Annotated in this window: 17 protein-coding genes; 10 read left to right on the top strand and 7 right to left on the bottom strand. The window is 70.0% G+C overall.

Going from position 1 to position 17,273, the window contains the following annotated elements; translation table 11 throughout:
- The first annotated feature begins 69 nt into the window (after positions 1-69).
- Positions 70-336, top strand: coding sequence for an EF-hand domain-containing protein (locus SK571_RS31920; protein ID WP_319987806.1), 267 nt, complete (start codon positions 70-72; stop codon positions 334-336).
- Here SK571_RS31920 and SK571_RS31925 read toward each other — a convergent pair whose 3' ends face one another.
- Positions 337-1,935, bottom strand: a complete 1,599-nt coding sequence (locus SK571_RS31925; protein ID WP_319987807.1) for an AMP-dependent synthetase/ligase — start codon at positions 1,933-1,935, stop codon at positions 337-339.
- 50 nt (positions 1,936-1,985) lie between these two features.
- Between SK571_RS31925 and SK571_RS31930 the strand changes: the two genes are divergently transcribed.
- Positions 1,986-2,525: a TetR/AcrR family transcriptional regulator gene (locus tag SK571_RS31930; protein WP_319987808.1), complete on the top strand. Its 540-nt coding sequence runs from the start codon at positions 1,986-1,988 to the stop codon at positions 2,523-2,525.
- Here the strand turns inward: SK571_RS31930 and SK571_RS31935 are convergent.
- Positions 2,522-2,674 (bottom strand): hypothetical protein, encoded by a 153-nt coding sequence (locus SK571_RS31935; protein ID WP_319987809.1) that lies wholly within the window; start codon positions 2,672-2,674, stop codon positions 2,522-2,524. The two genes, SK571_RS31930 and SK571_RS31935, sit on opposite strands and share 4 nt — an antisense overlap.
- A gap of 33 nt (positions 2,675-2,707) precedes the next feature.
- Between SK571_RS31935 and SK571_RS31940 the strand changes: the two genes are divergently transcribed.
- On the top strand, positions 2,708-3,328 hold the full coding sequence (locus SK571_RS31940; protein ID WP_406602066.1) for an alpha-ketoglutarate-dependent dioxygenase AlkB: 621 nt from the start codon (positions 2,708-2,710) through the stop codon (positions 3,326-3,328).
- On the opposite strand, the gene SK571_RS31945 is transcribed toward SK571_RS31940, so the two are convergent.
- Complete coding sequence (locus SK571_RS31945; RefSeq protein ID WP_319987811.1) at positions 3,294-4,238, bottom strand: SDR family oxidoreductase; 945 nt, start codon at positions 4,236-4,238, stop codon at positions 3,294-3,296. The genes SK571_RS31940 and SK571_RS31945 overlap by 35 nt on opposite strands.
- Before the next feature lie 131 nt (positions 4,239-4,369).
- On the opposite strand from SK571_RS31945, the gene SK571_RS31950 reads away from it, so the two are divergent.
- Positions 4,370-5,212 carry a helix-turn-helix transcriptional regulator gene (locus SK571_RS31950; RefSeq protein WP_319987812.1) on the top strand — a complete coding sequence of 281 codons (843 nt, stop codon included), beginning with the start codon at positions 4,370-4,372 and terminating at the stop codon, positions 5,210-5,212.
- 48 nt (positions 5,213-5,260) lie between these two features.
- Here the strand turns inward: SK571_RS31950 and SK571_RS31955 are convergent, their stop codons facing one another.
- Both SK571_RS31955 and SK571_RS31960 read right to left on the bottom strand, forming a co-directional pair.
- Positions 5,261-6,895: a PHP domain-containing protein gene (locus SK571_RS31955; protein WP_319987813.1), complete on the bottom strand. Its 1,635-nt coding sequence runs from the start codon at positions 6,893-6,895 to the stop codon at positions 5,261-5,263.
- Between the two features lie 71 nt (positions 6,896-6,966).
- Positions 6,967-8,352 (bottom strand): PP2C family protein-serine/threonine phosphatase, encoded by a 1,386-nt coding sequence (locus tag SK571_RS31960; RefSeq protein WP_319987814.1) that lies wholly within the window; start codon positions 8,350-8,352, stop codon positions 6,967-6,969.
- A 137-nt stretch (positions 8,353-8,489) separates the two neighbouring features.
- On the opposite strand from SK571_RS31960, the gene SK571_RS31965 reads away from it, so the two are divergent.
- The gene (locus SK571_RS31965) at positions 8,490-12,635 is read left to right on the top strand and encodes a HAMP domain-containing protein (protein ID WP_319987815.1); all 4,146 of its coding nucleotides are present in this window, start codon (positions 8,490-8,492) and stop codon (positions 12,633-12,635) included.
- Positions 12,636-12,706: 71 nt separating this feature from the next.
- On the opposite strand, the gene SK571_RS31970 is transcribed toward SK571_RS31965, so the two are convergent.
- Positions 12,707-13,075, bottom strand: a complete 369-nt coding sequence (locus tag SK571_RS31970) for an STAS domain-containing protein (protein ID WP_319987816.1) — start codon at positions 13,073-13,075, stop codon at positions 12,707-12,709.
- Between the two features lie 104 nt (positions 13,076-13,179).
- Between SK571_RS31970 and SK571_RS31975 the strand changes: the two genes are divergently transcribed.
- From SK571_RS31975 to SK571_RS31985, 3 genes are all read left to right on the top strand, one after another.
- Positions 13,180-13,566 (top strand): ATP-binding protein, encoded by a 387-nt coding sequence (locus tag SK571_RS31975; RefSeq protein WP_319987817.1) that lies wholly within the window; start codon positions 13,180-13,182, stop codon positions 13,564-13,566.
- A gap of 21 nt (positions 13,567-13,587) precedes the next feature.
- Positions 13,588-13,821 carry a DUF6480 family protein gene (locus SK571_RS31980; RefSeq protein WP_319987818.1) on the top strand — a complete coding sequence of 78 codons (234 nt, stop codon included), beginning with the start codon at positions 13,588-13,590 and terminating at the stop codon, positions 13,819-13,821.
- Between the two features lie 72 nt (positions 13,822-13,893).
- On the top strand, positions 13,894-14,241 hold the full coding sequence (locus SK571_RS31985; protein ID WP_266037552.1) for an STAS domain-containing protein: 348 nt from the start codon (positions 13,894-13,896) through the stop codon (positions 14,239-14,241).
- Here SK571_RS31985 and SK571_RS31990 read toward each other — a convergent pair.
- On the bottom strand, positions 14,230-15,114 hold the full coding sequence (locus SK571_RS31990; protein ID WP_319987819.1) for a Ppx/GppA phosphatase family protein: 885 nt from the start codon (positions 15,112-15,114) through the stop codon (positions 14,230-14,232). The two genes, SK571_RS31985 and SK571_RS31990, sit on opposite strands and share 12 nt — an antisense overlap.
- A gap of 109 nt (positions 15,115-15,223) precedes the next feature.
- Here SK571_RS31990 and SK571_RS31995 point away from each other — a divergent pair, with 109 nt between their 5' ends.
- Together SK571_RS31995 and SK571_RS32000 are read left to right on the top strand one after the other, a co-directional pair.
- Positions 15,224-16,207 (top strand): alkaline phosphatase family protein, encoded by a 984-nt coding sequence (locus SK571_RS31995; protein WP_319987820.1) that lies wholly within the window; start codon positions 15,224-15,226, stop codon positions 16,205-16,207.
- Positions 16,208-16,292: 85 nt separating this feature from the next.
- Complete coding sequence (locus tag SK571_RS32000) at positions 16,293-17,198, top strand: GNAT family N-acetyltransferase (RefSeq protein WP_319987821.1); 906 nt, start codon at positions 16,293-16,295, stop codon at positions 17,196-17,198.
- Positions 17,199-17,273 lie beyond the last annotated feature (75 nt).

Below are 17,273 nucleotides of genomic sequence, written 5' to 3' on the forward strand. Positions count from 1 at the left end.
CCGAACTCGAACGCGGCCGCGTCTCCCGCGGCGAGGTCGCTGCGGGCATGGCGGTTCTCGCCGCGGGCGGTGGCTACGACACGATCTTCCAGCCCGGCCACCGACGCACTGCTCGCGATCAGCGACGAGGACGGCGACGGCAGGCTGAGCCTGGACGACTGGCTGCAGGGTGGCTACGGCACTCCGCCGGCCGCCGCCGGGGAGTCGTTCCGCCTGCTCGACACCGACGGCCGCGGCTACCTGACGCGCGCCGAGATCTCGGTCGCGGCCAGGACGTACCTCACCAGCGCCGCCCCCGAGGCCGAGGCAACCACCTCCACGGCCCCGCCGGCCTGATCAGTACAGGCCGTCGAGAACGTCCGCGTAGCGCCTCTCGATCTCACGGCGGCGCGGCTTGAGCGACGCGGTCAGCAACCCGTCCTCGACGCTGAAGTCGTGCTCCAGCACCGCGAACCGCTTGATCGTCTCGTGCCGCGCCAGCTGGGCGTTGACCGCCTTGATCGCGTTGTCGACCTCGGACTCCGCGTCGGTGAGCCCGCCGGCGGTGTCCGCGTCGAGCGTCACGAGTGCCACGCAGTACTTGCGCCGGTCGCCGTGCACGATCACGTTGCTGATGTACGGCGACGCCGCGTTGATCATGCTCTCGATCCGGGTCGGCGCCACGTACTTGCCGCCCGAGGTCTTGATGAGCTCCTTCTTGCGGTCGGTGATCTTCAAGCGGCCCGCGTCGTCCAGCTCGCCGATGTCGCCGGTGTGCAGCCAGCCGTCGACGAGCGACTCGGCGGTCGCGTCCGGCCGGTTGTGGTAGCCGCGCATGACGCCGGGGCCGCTGAGCAGCACCTCGCCGTCTTCGGCGATCTTGACCTCCATGCCGGGGATCGGCGGGCCCACGGTGCCGATCTTGATCATGCCTGGCCGGTTGAAGAACGTCGCCGCGGACGACTCGGTGAGCCCGTAGCCCTCCAGGATCGTGATGCCGGCGCGCTCGAAGAACTCGGCGATCTCCGGGGCGAGCGGGGCCGAGCCCGACACGAAGTAGCGGATCCGGCCGCCCACCCGGTCGCGCAGCTTGCGGTACACCAGGCGATCCGCGAGCCAGCGCGTCGCCGGGCCGTGGTCGCGGTCGGCCCACCGGAAGATCTTCTCGGTGATCCCGCCCTTCTCCCGCGCGCCCGCGACGATCCGGCCGTGGATCTTCTCGAAGATGCGCGGCGCGGCGGCCACGATCGACGGCCTCAGCTCGCCGAGGTTGTCCACGATCCGCTCGACGCTGCCGTCGACGGCGGTCGGCACGCCCGCGGCGATCATCGCCATCGTCAGGACCTTGCCGAACGCGTGCGAGAGCGGCAGCCACAGGAAGTGCAGGTCCGTCGGCCGCAGGATGCCCAGGGACGCGATGGCCTCCGACGTCGTCAGCCAGTTCTCGTGAGTGAGCTCGACACCCTTGGGCGTGCCGGTCGTGCCCGACGTGTAGATCAGCGTCGCCAGGTCGTCCGGCGCCAGCCCGCCGATCAACGCCTCGTAGTCGCCCGAACCCCGCGGCACCGCGCCGAACCGCAGCACCTCGACGCCGTCCGGCACCATCGCGGCGTGGTCGTCGGTCTCCACGACCACGATCCGGCTGCCGGAGTCGCCGATGATGTGCGCGACCTCCTCGGCGGTGCTGTTCGGGTAGATCGTCGTGGTGGCGCCCCCGGCGGCGAGCACGGCCAGGTCGGTGACGATCCACTCGATGCTCGTGCTGCCCATCAACGCCACGCGGTCGCCCTTGCGCAGGCCCTGCCCGACCAGCCCGAACGCTTCGGCGGCCACCCGTTCCTGCAGCTCGGACCACGTCAGCGAGACCCAGCCACCGTTGTCGCGGTACCGCATCGCCTCGGCGTCGGGCGTGCGCGCGACACGATCGCGCAGCAGGCCGGGAATCGACAGCGCCATTGCTTCTCCCCTTCTCTGGAGCGTCGCTCCAGAGCGGTACTCTAACCCTCGTGTCCGACCGACGACAGTCTCTCCTCGACGCGGCGCTCCAGCTCGTCGGAGAAGGCGGCCTCGACGCCGTCACGATCGCGGCCCTGACCGAGCGGTCGGGCATGTCGAACGGCAGCATCTACCACCACTTCGGCAGCCGCGCGGGCGTGTTCGCGCAGCTCTACGCCGACAGCTACGCCCGCTGCGTCGCCGCGATGCTGCCGGCCCTGCAGGCGCGGACGGCCTCCGAAGGCGTGCGCACCCTGACGCTGAGCTACCTCGACTGGGTCATGGCGAACCCGGACCGGGCGCGCTTCCTCTACGCCGCACCGGACCACGCCGACCCGGCGGCCAAGATGGCGGAGTTCGCGCCGGTGCTGGCCTGGTTCCTCGACCGGATGGCGTCCGGCGAGCTGCGCACGGTGCCGCCGTGGGCGCTGGAGCCCGTGGCGATGGGGCCGGCGCACGAGTCGGTACGCCGGTTCCTGCTCGGGGTGTTCGACCTGGCCCAGGCGCGCGAGATCGTCGCGGACGCCGTGTGGGCCGTGCTGAAGCCCTAGTCCTCAGCGGGCTTCGGCGCGGGAAAGACGAGATCGCCGTGGACGGCGCCCAACTGGATCACGGTGCCGTTCACATTCCCGCTCAACACGTTCACGCACTGCTCGTGAACCTGCACGTGCTCTTCGACCTGTTCTTCGTCCCCACTCATGAACGCATTGTGCCGTAGAACAAGTGTTCGATTATGCTTCGACCCATGCGCCAGGGATCACTGTTCGACCTGGACGCGGAGCCGGAACTGGCTCCGCTCGCCCCGCGCCGCACCGAGCTCGGCCACGGCGCGTGGATCGACGTCCAGCCCGGCTGGCTCGCGGGCGCCGACGCGCTGTTCGACCGGCTCGTCGACGAGGTGCCGTGGCGTGCCGAGCGCCGCCAGATGTACGACACCGTGGTCGACGTGCCGCGCCTGCTCTGCTTCTACAGCGGCGCGCTGCCGTTCGACGTCCTCACCACGGCCCGCGACCGGCTCAGCACGCACTACCTGGCCGAGTTGGAGGAGCCGTTCACCACCGCCGGCCTCTGCTACTACCGCGACGGCCGGGACAGCGTGGCCTGGCACGGCGACACGATCGGCCGCGGCCAGACCGAGGACACGATGGTCGCGATCCTGAGCGTCGGCACGCCACGCGCCCTGCTGCTGCGGCCACGAGGTGGCGGCGAGACGCACAAGTACGCGCTGGGGCACGGCGACCTGCTCGTCATGGGCGGCTCCTGCCAGCGCACCTGGGAGCACGCCGTCCCGAAGACCTCGAAGGTCGTCGGGCCGCGGATCAGCGTCCAGTTCCGCCCGCACGGAGTCCGCTAGCGACCAGCTCCTCGGACACCTGCCACACGCGCCGGGCCTCGTCGGCGTCGCGCAGCCGGCTGTAGAGGGTCTGCTCAGCGGGCGGACCGCTCAGGTGACCGAAGCGGCTCGGGCCGTAGAACACGCCTGCGCCGGGTGCCGTCGCCGCGAGCAGGGCCGGGAGCTGGGCCGACTCGACGGTGCCGAGGACGCCCACCGACGACAGGACCCGGATCGCGCGCACGCCGAGCGTGTCGCGGGCGCGGCCGACCTCGGGACGGGCGGCGAGCAGGTTGGTGGGCGCGACGCCGGGGTGGGCGAGGTTGCTCGTGATCCCCCAGCCGCCCGCCTCGCTGCGCCGCGCGAGCTCGAGCCCGAACAGGCCGAAAGCGATCTTCGACTGGCTGTAGGCCTTGCCGCCGCTGTAGGAGCGTTCCCAGTTCAGGTCGTCCCAGTTGATGGCGTTCCGGTCGGCGGCGATGCTGATCTGCGACGTCACGCGGGCGCGACCGGCCTTGAGCAACGGCAGCAGGTGCCCGACGAGGGCGAAGTGGCCGAGGTGGTTGGTGCCGAACTGCAGCTCGAACCCGTCCGCGGTCGTCTGCCGTTCGGGCGGGGTCATGACGCCGGCGTTGTTGACGAGGACGTGCACGGGCTTTTCCTCCGCGAGCAGCGTCTCGCCCAGCGCGGCCACCGACGCCAGCGAGGACAGGTCGAGCGCGCGCAGGGTCACGTCCGCGCCGGGGGTCTGGCGGCGGATCGTGGCGATCGCCGCCTCACCCTTGCGCTGGTTGCGGACGGGCAGGACGACCTCGGCCCCGGCCGCCGCGAGCCGTCCCGCGATGCCGAGCCCGACGCCGTCGCTGGCACCGGTGACGACGGCCCGCTTGCCGGACAGGTCCGGGACCTCGATGTCGAACTTCCTGCTCATCGCGCACTCCCCTGCTCGTCGTGGTGTGTTCCTCCACAGTGGCCGGACCGGCGCGGCCACATCCAGGACCTCTCGCTCCGTGGCTACGGCAGCGCGCGCACGTTAGAAACAGGGAGACGAAAGGAGCCGCCGTGATCGATCGAGCCGGGCTGGCCGCGTTCCTGCGCAACCGCAGGGAGGCGCTGCAGCCCGAGGACATCGGCCTGCGGCGCGGGCCACGGCGGCGGACCAGCGGCCTGCGCCGCGAGGAGGTCGCCGCCCGGTGCAACATGTCGGCGGACTACTACGCGCGCCTGGAACAGGAACGCGGCACGCACCCGTCCGAGCAGATGATCGCGGCGATCGCCCAGGGCCTGCACCTGTCGCTGGACGAGCGCGACCACCTGTTCCGGCTCGCCGGGCACACCCCACCGTCGCGCGGTGCGATCAGCGAGCACGTCAGCCCGGGCCTCGCCCGGATCTTCGACCGGCTGCACGACACCCCGGCCGAGATCGTCACCGAGCTCGGCGAGACCCTGCGCCAGACGCCGCTCGGCGTCGCGCTCACCGGCGACGCGGCCCGGTACACGGGTCCGGCCAGGAGCCTCGGTTACCGGTGGTTCACCGACCCGGCGTCGCGCGCGCTGTACGAACCCGCCGACCACGAGGTCCTGGGCAGGATGTTCGCCTCGGGCCTGCGCGAGGCCCTCACCCGGCGCGGCCCCGGCTCGCGGGCCGCGCGGTACACCGAACTGCTGCTCGCCCGCAGCGAGGAGTTCCGGCGGTTGTGGGACGCCCAGGAGGTCGGCATCCGCCCCAAGGAGGTCAAGCGCTACGTCCACCCGAGCATCGGAGCGCTGGAACTGCAGTGCCAGACGTTGCTGGACCCCGACCAGCACCACTTCCTGCTCGTCTACACGGCCACACCGGGCACCGAGAGCTACGAGAAGCTGCAGCTGCTGTCCGTCGTCGGAGCCGCCGCACCGACGGGCTGAGCACGGCGACAGCCGCGTTCAGCACCGCCGGCACACAGCGGACTTGGATCAGATCACGTCCACGAACACCGGGTTGGCGTAGAACCAGAGGTCGGCCCACGGGTCCGAGTTGGCGATCTCGTCGACCATCGGGTCACCGGACGAGGTGAGCCGCTTGCCGTCGCTGCCCCGCAGCCGCAGGTAGAACGACCGCTCGACGTTCTTGAAGGTGTACGAGAACCGGATCTTGCCCGTGCGCGGCACCTCGAACGTCTTCGCGACGGTGGTCTCCGGCGCGAGGAACAGGTCGCGGTCGGCGGACGGACCGGTGACCGGGCCCGAGATCAGGTCGACCTTGGCCAGCACCGGCCTGGCGCCGGAGAAGTTCGGGCCGGACGCGCGGTCGACCTCGATGGTGACCTCGACGTCGCTGCCGCGGCGCACGAACGTCCGCCCGCCCAGCGTCACACCGCGCAGGTCGTCACGCGAGCGCACGCGCAGCTGCAGGCCGTCGATCAGGCGGCCGTGCACGGTCAGCACCTTGCCGGCCTGCAGGCCGCGCATGACGTCCACGTAGGACTTCGACCGGGAGCCGACGATGTTCGAGCCGTACTGGCCGGGGAAGAAGTCGCCGTAGCCGGTCTGCTTGACGCCCGAGTCGATCGGCGCGCCCTTGGAGCCGGTCGTGGCGTAGTCCTGCTTGCCCGGTGTGAGGGTGTCGCCGAACACCTGGTGCACGTCCGAGTTCGCGGTGATCCACCACGGGCGTCCCTCGGCGAGCAGGGAGTCCCACAGGCCGCCGACCTTGGCGGTCATCCAGTCGAAGCCGCCGTGCGTGCGGTAGGACTCCGGCGGATAGCCGGGGAACGACTCCGGGCCGGGCGCGGCCGTGTCGTAGTAGCCGCGCGCACGGCCGGGGCCGCCCGCGGGCTTCGGCATGCCGGCGGCCTGGTGACCGGGCGCGCCCTCCATGCCGACCGCGACACCGGGCGCCGCGTCGCGCCAGCCGCGGATCTCGTGCGGGCTGTCGACGCCGCGCCGGGACGGGTGGTTCGCGAACATCAGCGCGATCTCGGTCCGTCCGGAGAGGACCTGCGCCTCCAGGTACCGCAGGGCGGCCAGGGCGAGGGGCTCGGAGTTGTTCGCGATGCGGCCGTCGTAGGACAGCTCGAACGCCTTGAGGATGTCGACGGTGTTCTTGCCGGGCGGCATGAACACGGTGGCGTGCTCCGCGCCGGGGATGTTCCACTCCAGGCCCTGGTAGACCAGCACGTCGCGCTGCGACCGGCGGACGCGCTCGATGTCGGGCGTGATCTGGTCGATCGAGAACTTCTGGTGCGCGACGCCGCCGTGGTCGGTGATGACGACCCAGTCGAGGCCGAACTCGTGCGCCTTCGCGACCTGCTGCGCGATCGTGTACTGGCCGTCGTCGGAGTACTGGGTGTGGATGTGGTGGTCGCCCGCGTACCAGCGCTCACCGCCGCCCCAGGGGTTGACCGGGACGTGCGCCTCGGCCTTGCCGGTACCGGCGGCCACGGCGACACCGGCGGCCCCGGCCGCGATGCCGAGGCCGGCCAGGAACTTGCGGCGTTCGACCGACGACGGGCGGTCGTCCGCGGGGTCGAGCCAGCTGCCCTCAACCGGCTCTACCTCGTGGCGGTGGTGCGTGTGATCACCGTGCGTGTGATCGTGAGAGTGGGACATGCGGAGATCTCAACCGGTCAAGCTGTCCAGGCGAACGAACGGCGGATGAACCCTTGGACCGGGAACTTCATTCACACGGCCTGGACGGCCAGCAGAGCCAGGTCGTCGTGGTCGTCGCGGTCCAGCCACTTGAGCACGGCCTGCTCGCAGTGCCGCGCGATCTCCTCCGCCGACTGTCCCTTGCACTCCTTGAGCACCGCCCGTAGACGCTGCTCGCCGAACAACTCGGTGCGGTTCGTGTGCGCACGCGCCTCGGTGAACCCGTCGCTGTACAGCACCAGCGTGTCCCCCGGTGCCAGCGTGATCTGCTCACCGGAGAACCGGACGTCCGCCAGGATCCCGACGATCGCCCCCGTGGCGCTCACCTCGTCCACGGTGCCGTCCGCCCGCAGCACCAGCGGCGCGGGATGGCCACCGGACGCGAGCGACAGCCGCGCTCCCCCGTCGGCCAGCGGCACCAGCTCACCGACGACGAGCGTGGTGAAGAGCTTCGAGCCGGTGGCGCGCAACGAGGTGTTCAGCAGGTGCAGCAGCCGCACCGGGTTCGTCTCGACCAGGGACAGCGCCTGCAGCGACTGCCGGACACGTCCACTGTGGACCGCGGCCTCCAGGCCGTGCCCGCAGACGTCGCCCAGCACGAACGTCGCCGAGCCGTCCGTGCGCGGGTGGACGTCGTAGAAGTCGCCGCCGACCAGCGCCCGCTGGTGGGCGGGGATGAACACCGAGGCCAGCGTCACACCGCGCACCTCGGGCAGCGGCAACGGCAGCAGCGCCGAGCGCAGCACCTCGATCGTCCGTTGCTGCTCCGTCAGCTTCGACGACGACTCCAGCGCCACGGCGGCGTGCTTGCCGAACAGCCGGATCCGTTCCACGTCGTTCGGCGCGAAGTCGCCCTTCCGCACGACGACCAGCGCGCCGCCGACGCCCAGCGGCACGGCGAGCGCACAGCCGAAGTCCTCCGGCACACCCCAGCTACCTTCACCCAAAGAGGTGATCCTCATCAGGCTGGACGTGCCGGTCAGCACCTCGGAGATCTCCGAGGCACGGCGAGGAGTGCGCGTGACCGTGGGCTCGCCGCCGTCACAACGCCACCACTCCAGCCGGTCACGGGTGGCCGGCACGACGGCGACGCAGTGCTCGCCCAGCAGCTCCGCCGCGAGCTGCACGATCGTCTTCAGGGTGAGGTCGCGCGACCCGCCGCCGGCGAGCCGCAGGTGCGCGTGGTCGAGCGTGGAGTCCGTGAAGTACCAGGCACTCCAGCCGTCGCCGAGGTCGTGCCGGCGGCCCGCGGCGTGGCCGTCGAACTGCCCGCCGAGGCCGAGCCGGGGGAACCTGTCGGCGGCCGCGGCGTTGCGCACGCGCACGACCCCGGCGGCGTCCACGACGAAGACGGCTTCCCGCAGCCCGTCCACCAGGCGCTGCCAGCCGTCGAGGTCGATGCCCACGGCGCTGCTCATCCGCTCTTGTCCTGCGCAGACGGCCGGGTCATCACGGCCTCCTGCGGGTCGTTTGCGTGCATCGCGGCATCAAGTTACCTCGCTCCCAACCTAACGTGGCAGTCTTGGCTGCGACCACCGAGGCACGGAGGCTTGGAGTGACCACGGCCAACGAAGAGACGGACGCGACCCTCGAAAGGGTTCTCTCCGCCATGAGAGACCTGCGGGACGGCAACTTCCGCCGCAGGCTCGTCGTGCCGGGGAACGGGCCCGTTTCAGCGCTCGCGGACGTGTTCAACGAAATCGCGGAACGCAACCAGTGGCTCGCCGGCGAACTCGGCCGGGTCCGCCAGGCGGTGGGCCAGGAGGGCCGGCTGACCGAACGGGTGGCGCCCGCGGGCACCGCCGGTGGCTGGTCGCTGATCGCGGACTCGGTGAACGGCCTGGTCGAGGACCTGATGCGGCCGACGACGGAGCTGAGCCGCGTGCTCGCCGCCGTCGCCGAAGGCGACCTGACCAAGCGCATGTCGGACCAGACGCTGCGCGGCGAGTTCGCCACGCTCGGCTCGACGGTGAACGGCCTGGTCGACCAGCTGTCGTCGTTCGCCGACGAGGTCACCCGCGTGGCCCGCGAGGTCGGCACGGACGGCCGCCTGGGCGGTCAGGCGAAGGTGCCCGGCGTCGCCGGCACGTGGCGCGACCTGACCGACAACGTCAACTCGATGGCGAACAACCTGACCAACCAGGTCCGCAACATCGCCCAGGTCGCGACGGCCGTGGCCACCGGCGACCTGACGCAGAAGATCACGGTCGACGTCTCCGGCGAGATGCTGGAGCTGAAGAACACGCTGAACACGATGGTCGACCAGCTGTCGTCCTTCGCGGACGAGGTCACGCGCGTGGCCCGCGAGGTCGGTACGGACGGCAAGCTCGGTGGCCAGGCGAAGGTGCCCGGCGTCGCCGGCACCTGGCGCGACCTGACCGACAACGTGAACTTCATGGCGGACAACCTGACGACCCAGGTCCGCAACATCGCCCAGGTCACGACCGCGGTGGCGCTCGGCGACCTGACCCAGAAGATCACCGTCGACGCGCGCGGCGAGATCCTGGAGCTCAAGTCCACGATCAACACGATGGTCGACCAGCTGTCGTCCTTCGCGGACGAGGTCACGCGTGTCGCCCGTGAGGTCGGTTCGGACGGCCGCCTGGGCGGTCAGGCGCAGGTGCCCGGCGTCGCCGGCACCTGGCGCGACCTGACCGAGTCGGTGAACGTCATGGCGAACAACCTGACGACCCAGGTCCGCAACATCGCCTCGGTCACCACCGCCATCGCGCGGGGCGACCTGACCCAGAAGATCACGATCGACGCCCGCGGCGAGATCCTGGAGCTCAAGACCACCATCAACACGATGGTCGACCAGCTCAGCTCGTTCGCCGACGAGGCCACCCGCGTGGCCCGCGAGGTCGGCACCGAGGGCCGGCTGGGCGGTCAGGCGACGGTGCCCGGCGTCGCGGGCACCTGGCGCGACCTGACCGACAACGTCAACTTCATGGCGAACAACCTGACCAACCAGGTCCGCAACATCGCGCACGTCGCCACCGCCGTCGCGAACGGCGACCTGTCGCAGAAGATCACCGTTGACGCGCGCGGCGAGATCCTGGAGCTCAAGTCCACGCTGAACGTGATGGTCGACCAGCTCAGCTCGTTCGCCGAGGAGGTCACCCGCGTCGCCCGCGAGGTCGGCACCGACGGCCGGCTGGGCGGCCAGGCCCGTGTGCAGGGCGTCGCCGGCACGTGGAAGGACCTGACCGACAACGTCAACCTGATGGCGGACAACCTGACCAACCAGGTCCGCAACATCGCCGCCGTCGCCACCGCCGTCGCGAACGGCGACCTCTCGAAGAAGATCACCGTCGAGGCCAAGGGCGAGGTCGCGGCCCTCGCCGAGACCCTGAACGGCATGGTCGACACGCTCCGCGCGTTCGGTGACGAGGTCACCCGCGTCGCCCGCGAGGTCGGCACCGAGGGCATCCTGGGCGGCCAGGCCCGCGTGTCCGGCGTCGCCGGCACGTGGAAGGACCTCACCGACTCGGTGAACTTCATGGCGGACAACCTGACCAACCAGGTCCGCAACATCGCCCAGGTCACCACCGCCGTGGCGCAGGGCGACCTGACGAAGAAGATCGACGTCTCGGCCCGCGGCGAGATCCTGGAGCTCAAGACCACCATCAACACGATGGTCGACCAGCTCAGCTCGTTCGCCGACGAGGTCACCCGCGTCGCCCGGGAGGTCGGCACCGAGGGCAAGCTCGGCGGCCAGGCCGAGGTCGACGGCGTGGCCGGCACGTGGTCGAAGCTGACCGACAACGTCAACCAGCTCGCCTCGAACCTGACCACCCAGGTCCGCGCCATCGCCGCCGTCGCCACCGCCGTGACCGCGGGCGACCTGACCAGGCAGATCACCGTCGACGCGTCCGGTGAGCTCGCGGAGCTCAAGGACAACGTCAACCAGATGATCGCGAACCTCAAGGAGACCACGCGGGCCAACCGCGAGCAGTACTGGCTCAAGACCAACCTGGCGCGCCTGTCCGGTCTGATGCAGGGCCACCGCGACCTGCGCGCGCTGGCCTCGTTGATCATGAGCGAGCTGACGCCGCTGGTCAGCGCCCACCACGGCGCGTTCTTCCAGATCGAGGAGGACGACTCCAAGCAGACCCTGGAGCTGACCGCCACCTACGGCTTCCGCCTGGACTCCGCCCGCACCACCCGCGTGGCCATGGGCGAGTCCCTGGTGGGGCAGGCGGCCCTGGAGAAGAAGACGATCCTGGTCAGCGACGTCCCCGGCGGCTACCTGACCGTCTCCTCGGCGCTCGGCGAGTCGGCCCCGGTGAACCTGGTGATCCTGCCGATCCTGTTCCAGGGCGAGACCCTCGGCGTGATCGAGCTGGCATCCCTCAACGAGTTCTCCGACGTCCACCTCGACCTCCTGGACCAGCTGAAGGAGGCCATCGGCGTCAACGTCAACACGCTGCTGGCCAACTCCCGCACCGACGCCCTGCTGGTCGAGTCCCAGCGCCTCACGACGGAGCTCAGGGCCGGTTCCGAGGAGCTGGAGGACCGCGCCCGCCAGCTCCAGACGGCCTCGAAGTACAAGTCCGAGTTCATGGCCAACATGTCCCACGAGCTCCGGACGCCGCTGAACTCGCTGCTGATCCTGGCCAAGCTGCTCGCCGACAACCTCGACGGCAACCTCAACCCCAAGCAGGTGGAGTTCGCCCGCACGATCCACTCGTCCGGCTCCGACCTCCTGCAGCTCATCAACGACATCCTCGACCTCACCAAGGTCGAGGCCGGCCACATGACGCTGCACGAGGACCCGGTCCGCCTGGACGAGCTCGTCCGCTACGTCGAGACGTTGTGCCTGCCGCTGACGGCCGAGAAGAACCTCGAGTTCTCCGTGCGCGTGGACCCGAACGTGCCGGAGACCCTCCACACCGACGAACACCGCCTTCAGCAGATCCTCAGGAACCTGCTCTCGAACGCGGTGAAGTTCACCCACGACGGTGGCATCCGCCTGCACGTGCGCATGGACGACCCGTCCACCGTGGCGTTCGACGTGCACGACACCGGCATCGGCATCCCGGCCGAGAAGCTCGCCGTGATCTTCGAAGCCTTCCAGCAGGCGGACGGCACCACGTCCCGCAAGTACGGCGGCACGGGCCTGGGCCTCTCCATCAGCCGTGAGCTGGCACAACTGCTCAACGGCGCCCTGCGGGTCCGTTCGGAGCCGGGCATCGGCTCGACCTTCACCCTCTGCCTCCCGCTGGGCAAGGTCGCCTCGGACACGATCGTCCTGCCGGAACCGACCCCGATCGTCACCCCGGCGCCGGTCCTGGCCGCCTCCAGCTCGATCCGCTTCCACGGCGAGAAGGTCCTCGTGGTGGACGACGACCTGCGCAACGTCTTCGCGCTCACGAGCGTGCTCGAGCTGGTGGGCCTGGAGGCGATCTTCGCCGACAACGGCATCACGGGCGTGCGGGCCCTCGAACAGTACGACGACGTGGCCATCGTCCTGATGGACATCATGATGCCCGAGCTGGACGGCAACGCCACGATCTCGGCGATCCGCGCGATGGAGCGCTACGCCGACCTGCCGGTCATCGCCGTCACGGCGAAGGCCATGAAGGGCGACCGCGAGAAGTCCCTGGCCTCGGGCGCCACCGACTACGTCACGAAACCGGTGGACACCGAGCACCTCATCCGACTGATCGCCTACTACCTGGGCGTGTCGGCGGAGGCCTGAGTGGTGCACCACCCGCGGGGAACGGGCGCGGCCTCAGACGGCCCGCCCTTCCGCGCGACGCGAACCGGCCCTCAGCGGGCGGAGTCCACCGCCTCCTGCACGGCCACGTCCACGGACTCGTGCAGGCTCAGCACCTCGGCCACGTCCGCCAGCTCGAACAACCGCCGCACCGGCGCCTGAGCGGCGGCGATCCGCAGCTGTCCCCCGGCCTCGGCCAGCCGGCGGTGCCAGTCCAGCACCAGCGCGAGCCCCGTCGAGTCCATGAACGCGAGTCCGGCCAGGTCGAGCACCGCGTGCGCTCCTGTCACGTCCTCGTCGAGCCTGGCGGACAACAGGGGGACGGTGTCGATGTCCAGCTCACCGGCGACGGCGAGCACTCGCCATCCCCGCTGGACCTCGCTGCCGACGTTGAGCTCCATCGTCGCCGTTCCCTTCGCCACGCCCGACTCGTGCGACCCAAATCGTGCAGCACGACGTTCGACCATGCGACCACCGGGGGGCTGAAAGATCCGAACGACGCGCCGGATGTGCGACGATGCGCCTTGTGTTGAACGACCCACTGGCAGAGGTGCGGGTGACCCTGACCGCCGAGGGCGGTTCGTGCGCTCGCGCACGTCAGGTGGTGCGCGAGGCCGCGGCGTCGTGGGAGTTGTCCGAGGACCTCAGCGACGACGCGCAGCTCGTCGTCACCGAACTGGTGTCCAACGGCATCGATCACGGTGAGGGACCGATCACACTCACCGTGAGCCGGAAGGCGGGCGGCATGCTCGTCGAGGTGCGCGACGAGTCGCCGAAGCTGCCTCAGCTGAGACCGGTCGACCCCAGCAGCCCGCGCGGGCGCGGCATGCAGCTCGTGCAGGCGCTGAGCGTCAGCTGGGGAACCACACCCGAACGTGGCGGGAAAGTGGTCTGGGCTCAGCTAGAAGCGTGAAAACGGGGTACTTCAACCCTTATGACCGCTCTTCCGCCCGACCCCGATCCCGACCTCACACCCGGGCTGGAGCCCGGAGGCGGGGTGAATCCAGGAGAAACCCCTCCGGACTCCGGATCGACCACCACGGGCCTGTCCCACCACGAACGGACTCCGCCCAAGGCGACCGCCGGACGCATCGTGATCGCGATCATCGTGCTGTTCGCGGTGCTGGTGGCCGCGATGCTCCTGACCCGCGCTTTCCTGCTCGTGTAGCCGCGGCTTCGACACTCTCAGGTTGTGGGCGTCCGCCGATGGCGCGTACGGTCGGTGCGGACGGGAGTCTTCATGAACCAACTTCGCCAGAGAACTACCTACGTCCAGTCCATTCCGATCGTCGCGCTCACCGGCGAGATCGACATGATGTCCTCGGCACCGGTGACGAGCAGGCTCGCCGAGCTGCTCGATCGCAAGCCGCCCGCGTTGGTCGTCGACCTGCGGGAAGTGCGCTTCTTCGGCTCCGAGGGCATTCGCGCGCTGGTGGAGACGCAGCACCAGGCGGACGAGCTCGGCGTCAAGTTCGGCGTCGTGAGCGACAGCAGAATCGTGCTGCGTCCGCTGGAGATGACGGCGGTCGACCAGCTGTTGCTGCTGTTCGCCGACGTCGAGGACGCCGTCACCGCCTTACGCGGCTGACGAGTTCCGCGCGCGCGAGCGCTCCACCAGGGTGAGCAGCAGGCCTTCTTTGGTGGACCACGGGGAGATGTCCACGACGTCGTGGCCCGAGACCTTCATCAGACCCTCCGCGACCACCGCGCCCGCCAGCGACTGCTGGGCCCGGTGGCGCGAAATCCCCGGCAGAGCCGCGCGTTCGCGCACCGAGAGCTTCGCGAGCCGCGGAATCCACTTCTCCAGGTCCTTGAGCCGCAACTGACGCGGCGCGTAGGTGCCGTTGCGCGCGCCGGCGAGGCGGGCCAGCTGTTCGAACACCTTCGAGCACCCCACCGCGTGAGCGCTCTCGCCCCAGGGGAACGCGGACGCCAGCCGCTCGGCGACCTCCACGCGCATCTCCGTGACGGTCATACCGGTGCGCGTCAGAGTCCTTGCCCCCAAAGGCAGCGACACCGCCCGGTCGGGCTCGGCGCCGGACCCCGCGGCGAGTTCGACGGTGCCACCGCCGACGTCCAGCACGACCATCGGACCCGCGCTCCAGCCGAACCAGTGCCGCGCCGCGGCGTACGAGAGGCGCGCTTCTTCCTTGCCGGACAACACCTTCAGCTCGACGCCGGTGCGTCTGGCCACCTTGCGGATGACCTCGTCGACGTTCGCCGAGTCACGCACGGACGACGTGGCGAAGGGCAGGAACTGGATGTCGCCCGCCTTCTTGCGGGCGGCGAGGACGGCGGCGCAGAGCGAGTCGACGCCGTCGCGGCTGATGGCCCCGTCCGAATCCAGCTCCCGGTCCAGCCGTAGCCGGACCTTGTGGGACACCAGCGGACGCAACAGGTCTCGTTCCACGACCACCAGGTGTGCGCTGAAGCACCCGACGTCCAGAACTCCGACCGTCATCCGCCACCTTCCTTCTACCAAGTCTTCTTTACCTCATCGGCAGCCATTGTGCGGAACTCAGGCCCCGAACGAGCAATCTTGACCCGATGAGATGCGTTACAGTCACCGAATGTCACTGGCGGAGATACCTTCCCGGCTCGAACACGCCCTCGGCAAGGCGCATTCCGGCGTAATCGTGCTGGCCGTGGACGGTCTCTCCTCGGACGTGGCCAAACAGTCCTGGCTGTCAGCGTCCGTCTCGACATTGTCCTCCACGGTGCCACCGACGTCCGCGACGGCGTTGCTGACGGCGCTGACCGGTGTTTCCGCCGACATCCACCGGGTGCCGGGATCGGTGTACCGCAACGGATCCGGGCTCGTGCACGCCGTCAACGGCATGCCCGCGATTCCGGACCTGCCGACCGTGCTCGAACGGCACGGCGCGACCGTGCTGGCCCGCGAGCTCGACCTCCTCGAAGGAACCTGGGCGCAGGCACTGCTTCGAGGGTGCACCCGGATACCCGCGCCCGCCCGGCACAAACTCGTGGCGCAGTCCGAGGACCCGCCGCTGCTCGTCGCCAACGTCGTCGCCGATCTGGACAAGGCGCTCAAGGACGCCCGGTTCCTCTGGACGTACGTCAACATCGACGACCACGTGCACCGCCACGGTTACGACGAGTCGGTGCACGAGGCCATGCTCCGCCTGGACGCGCACGCTTCCCGTTGGGCCGCACAGGGTTGGACCGTCGTGGCGCACTCCGACCACGGCATGGTCCCCGTCGACCCCGATCCGGAGCTCGTCGAGGCCTGGGACGCGATCGTGCGCGAGGAGTGCGTGATCCCCTCCGGCGGCGCGGGACGCATGAGGTGGCTCTACCCCGACGCCGATCGCCTGGAGGTCGTTTTCGACCGCGTGGCAACGACTCTGGGCGACGCGGCGACCGTTCACCACGCCACCGATCTCGGCCTGCCGCAGCCCGAGGCCGGCCCGGTCGTCGCGGTGGCCGCGTCGCCGCGGTTCCCCGTGCCGGATCCTTCGGTGCGCTACGAACACGGCGGCCTGAGCCGCGACGAGATCGACGTCCCCTTCGCCGTCTGGCAAGCCGTACAGTGAGCGCGTGCACGTCGAATTCTCCAACAGCATAAGGGAAATCGATTCTGCCGATTGGGATTCCGTTGTGCACCAGGCAGGTGCGCCGGTGTTCTACCGACACGCGTACGTCAGCGCCTGTGAACGGTCGCCGCTGACGGCCGTCAACGCGTGCGCGTACTTCGTGGCACGGGACGGCGGCAAACCGGTCGCCGTCATGCCCGCCTACCTCCAGACGGCCGCGAATCCGTTGCGCCGCCTGCACGAGGTCTATCCGGAGGCGGCCGGCGAGCCCGCGCTGCTCAGCCACACCTGGCACTGCTACGACGCGCACGTGCCCGCGACCGCCGAGGTGCTGCCGAGGTTGCTGGACTGCATGATCCGCACGGCGTCGATGCTCGGCGCTCGCTGGTGCGGGTTCTTGAACGTCCAGCGCGGCAACGCGCTGTCGCAGGCGCTGCGCGCCGCCGGCCTGCCCGCACGCCACCTGACCGACAGGTGGGCCACCGGCCTCACCACCTACGAGCACTACCTCGCGGGCCTGAGCCTGCGGGCCAGAGCGAACCTGCGCCGCAACGAACGAAGATCGGCCGAGGCCGGCGTCACCGTCGAGGCCCTCCCGGTCGACCACGCCTCGCTCGACGAGATCACCCTGCTGTGCGTCAAGACCGCCAGCCGCTTCGAGAACAACGGCTTCCACCCCGGCACCACCTTCGCCGAGTTCGTGACGGCGCTGGGCGACCTGGCGCAGGTGATCGAGGTGCGCCAGCACGGCAGGCTCGTCGCGGCCGGCGTCTGCCTCGTCGACGCCACCCGCTTCCACACCTGGATCTGCGGCGTCGACTACGCCGTGAACGGCAGCTACAGCCCGTACGGCGCGCTGTTCGCCGAGTCCGTCCGGCTCGCGATCCGCCTGGGTCTCCCGACTCTCGAAGGCGGCCGGGGCAACGCCGCGTTCAAGCGGCGCCACGGCCTCAGGCCACACCACCTCGACGCCGTTCTCTTCCGCGTCTGAACACCGAATCGTTCACAAGGGTGAACAATTCGCTTTACAACGTCGAAATGCAGGAAGTTCATATATCTGATCAAC

It is taken from the genome of Lentzea kristufekii, assembly GCF_033949925.1.
Taxonomy (GTDB): Bacteria; Actinomycetota; Actinomycetes; order Mycobacteriales; family Pseudonocardiaceae; genus Lentzea; species Lentzea kristufekii.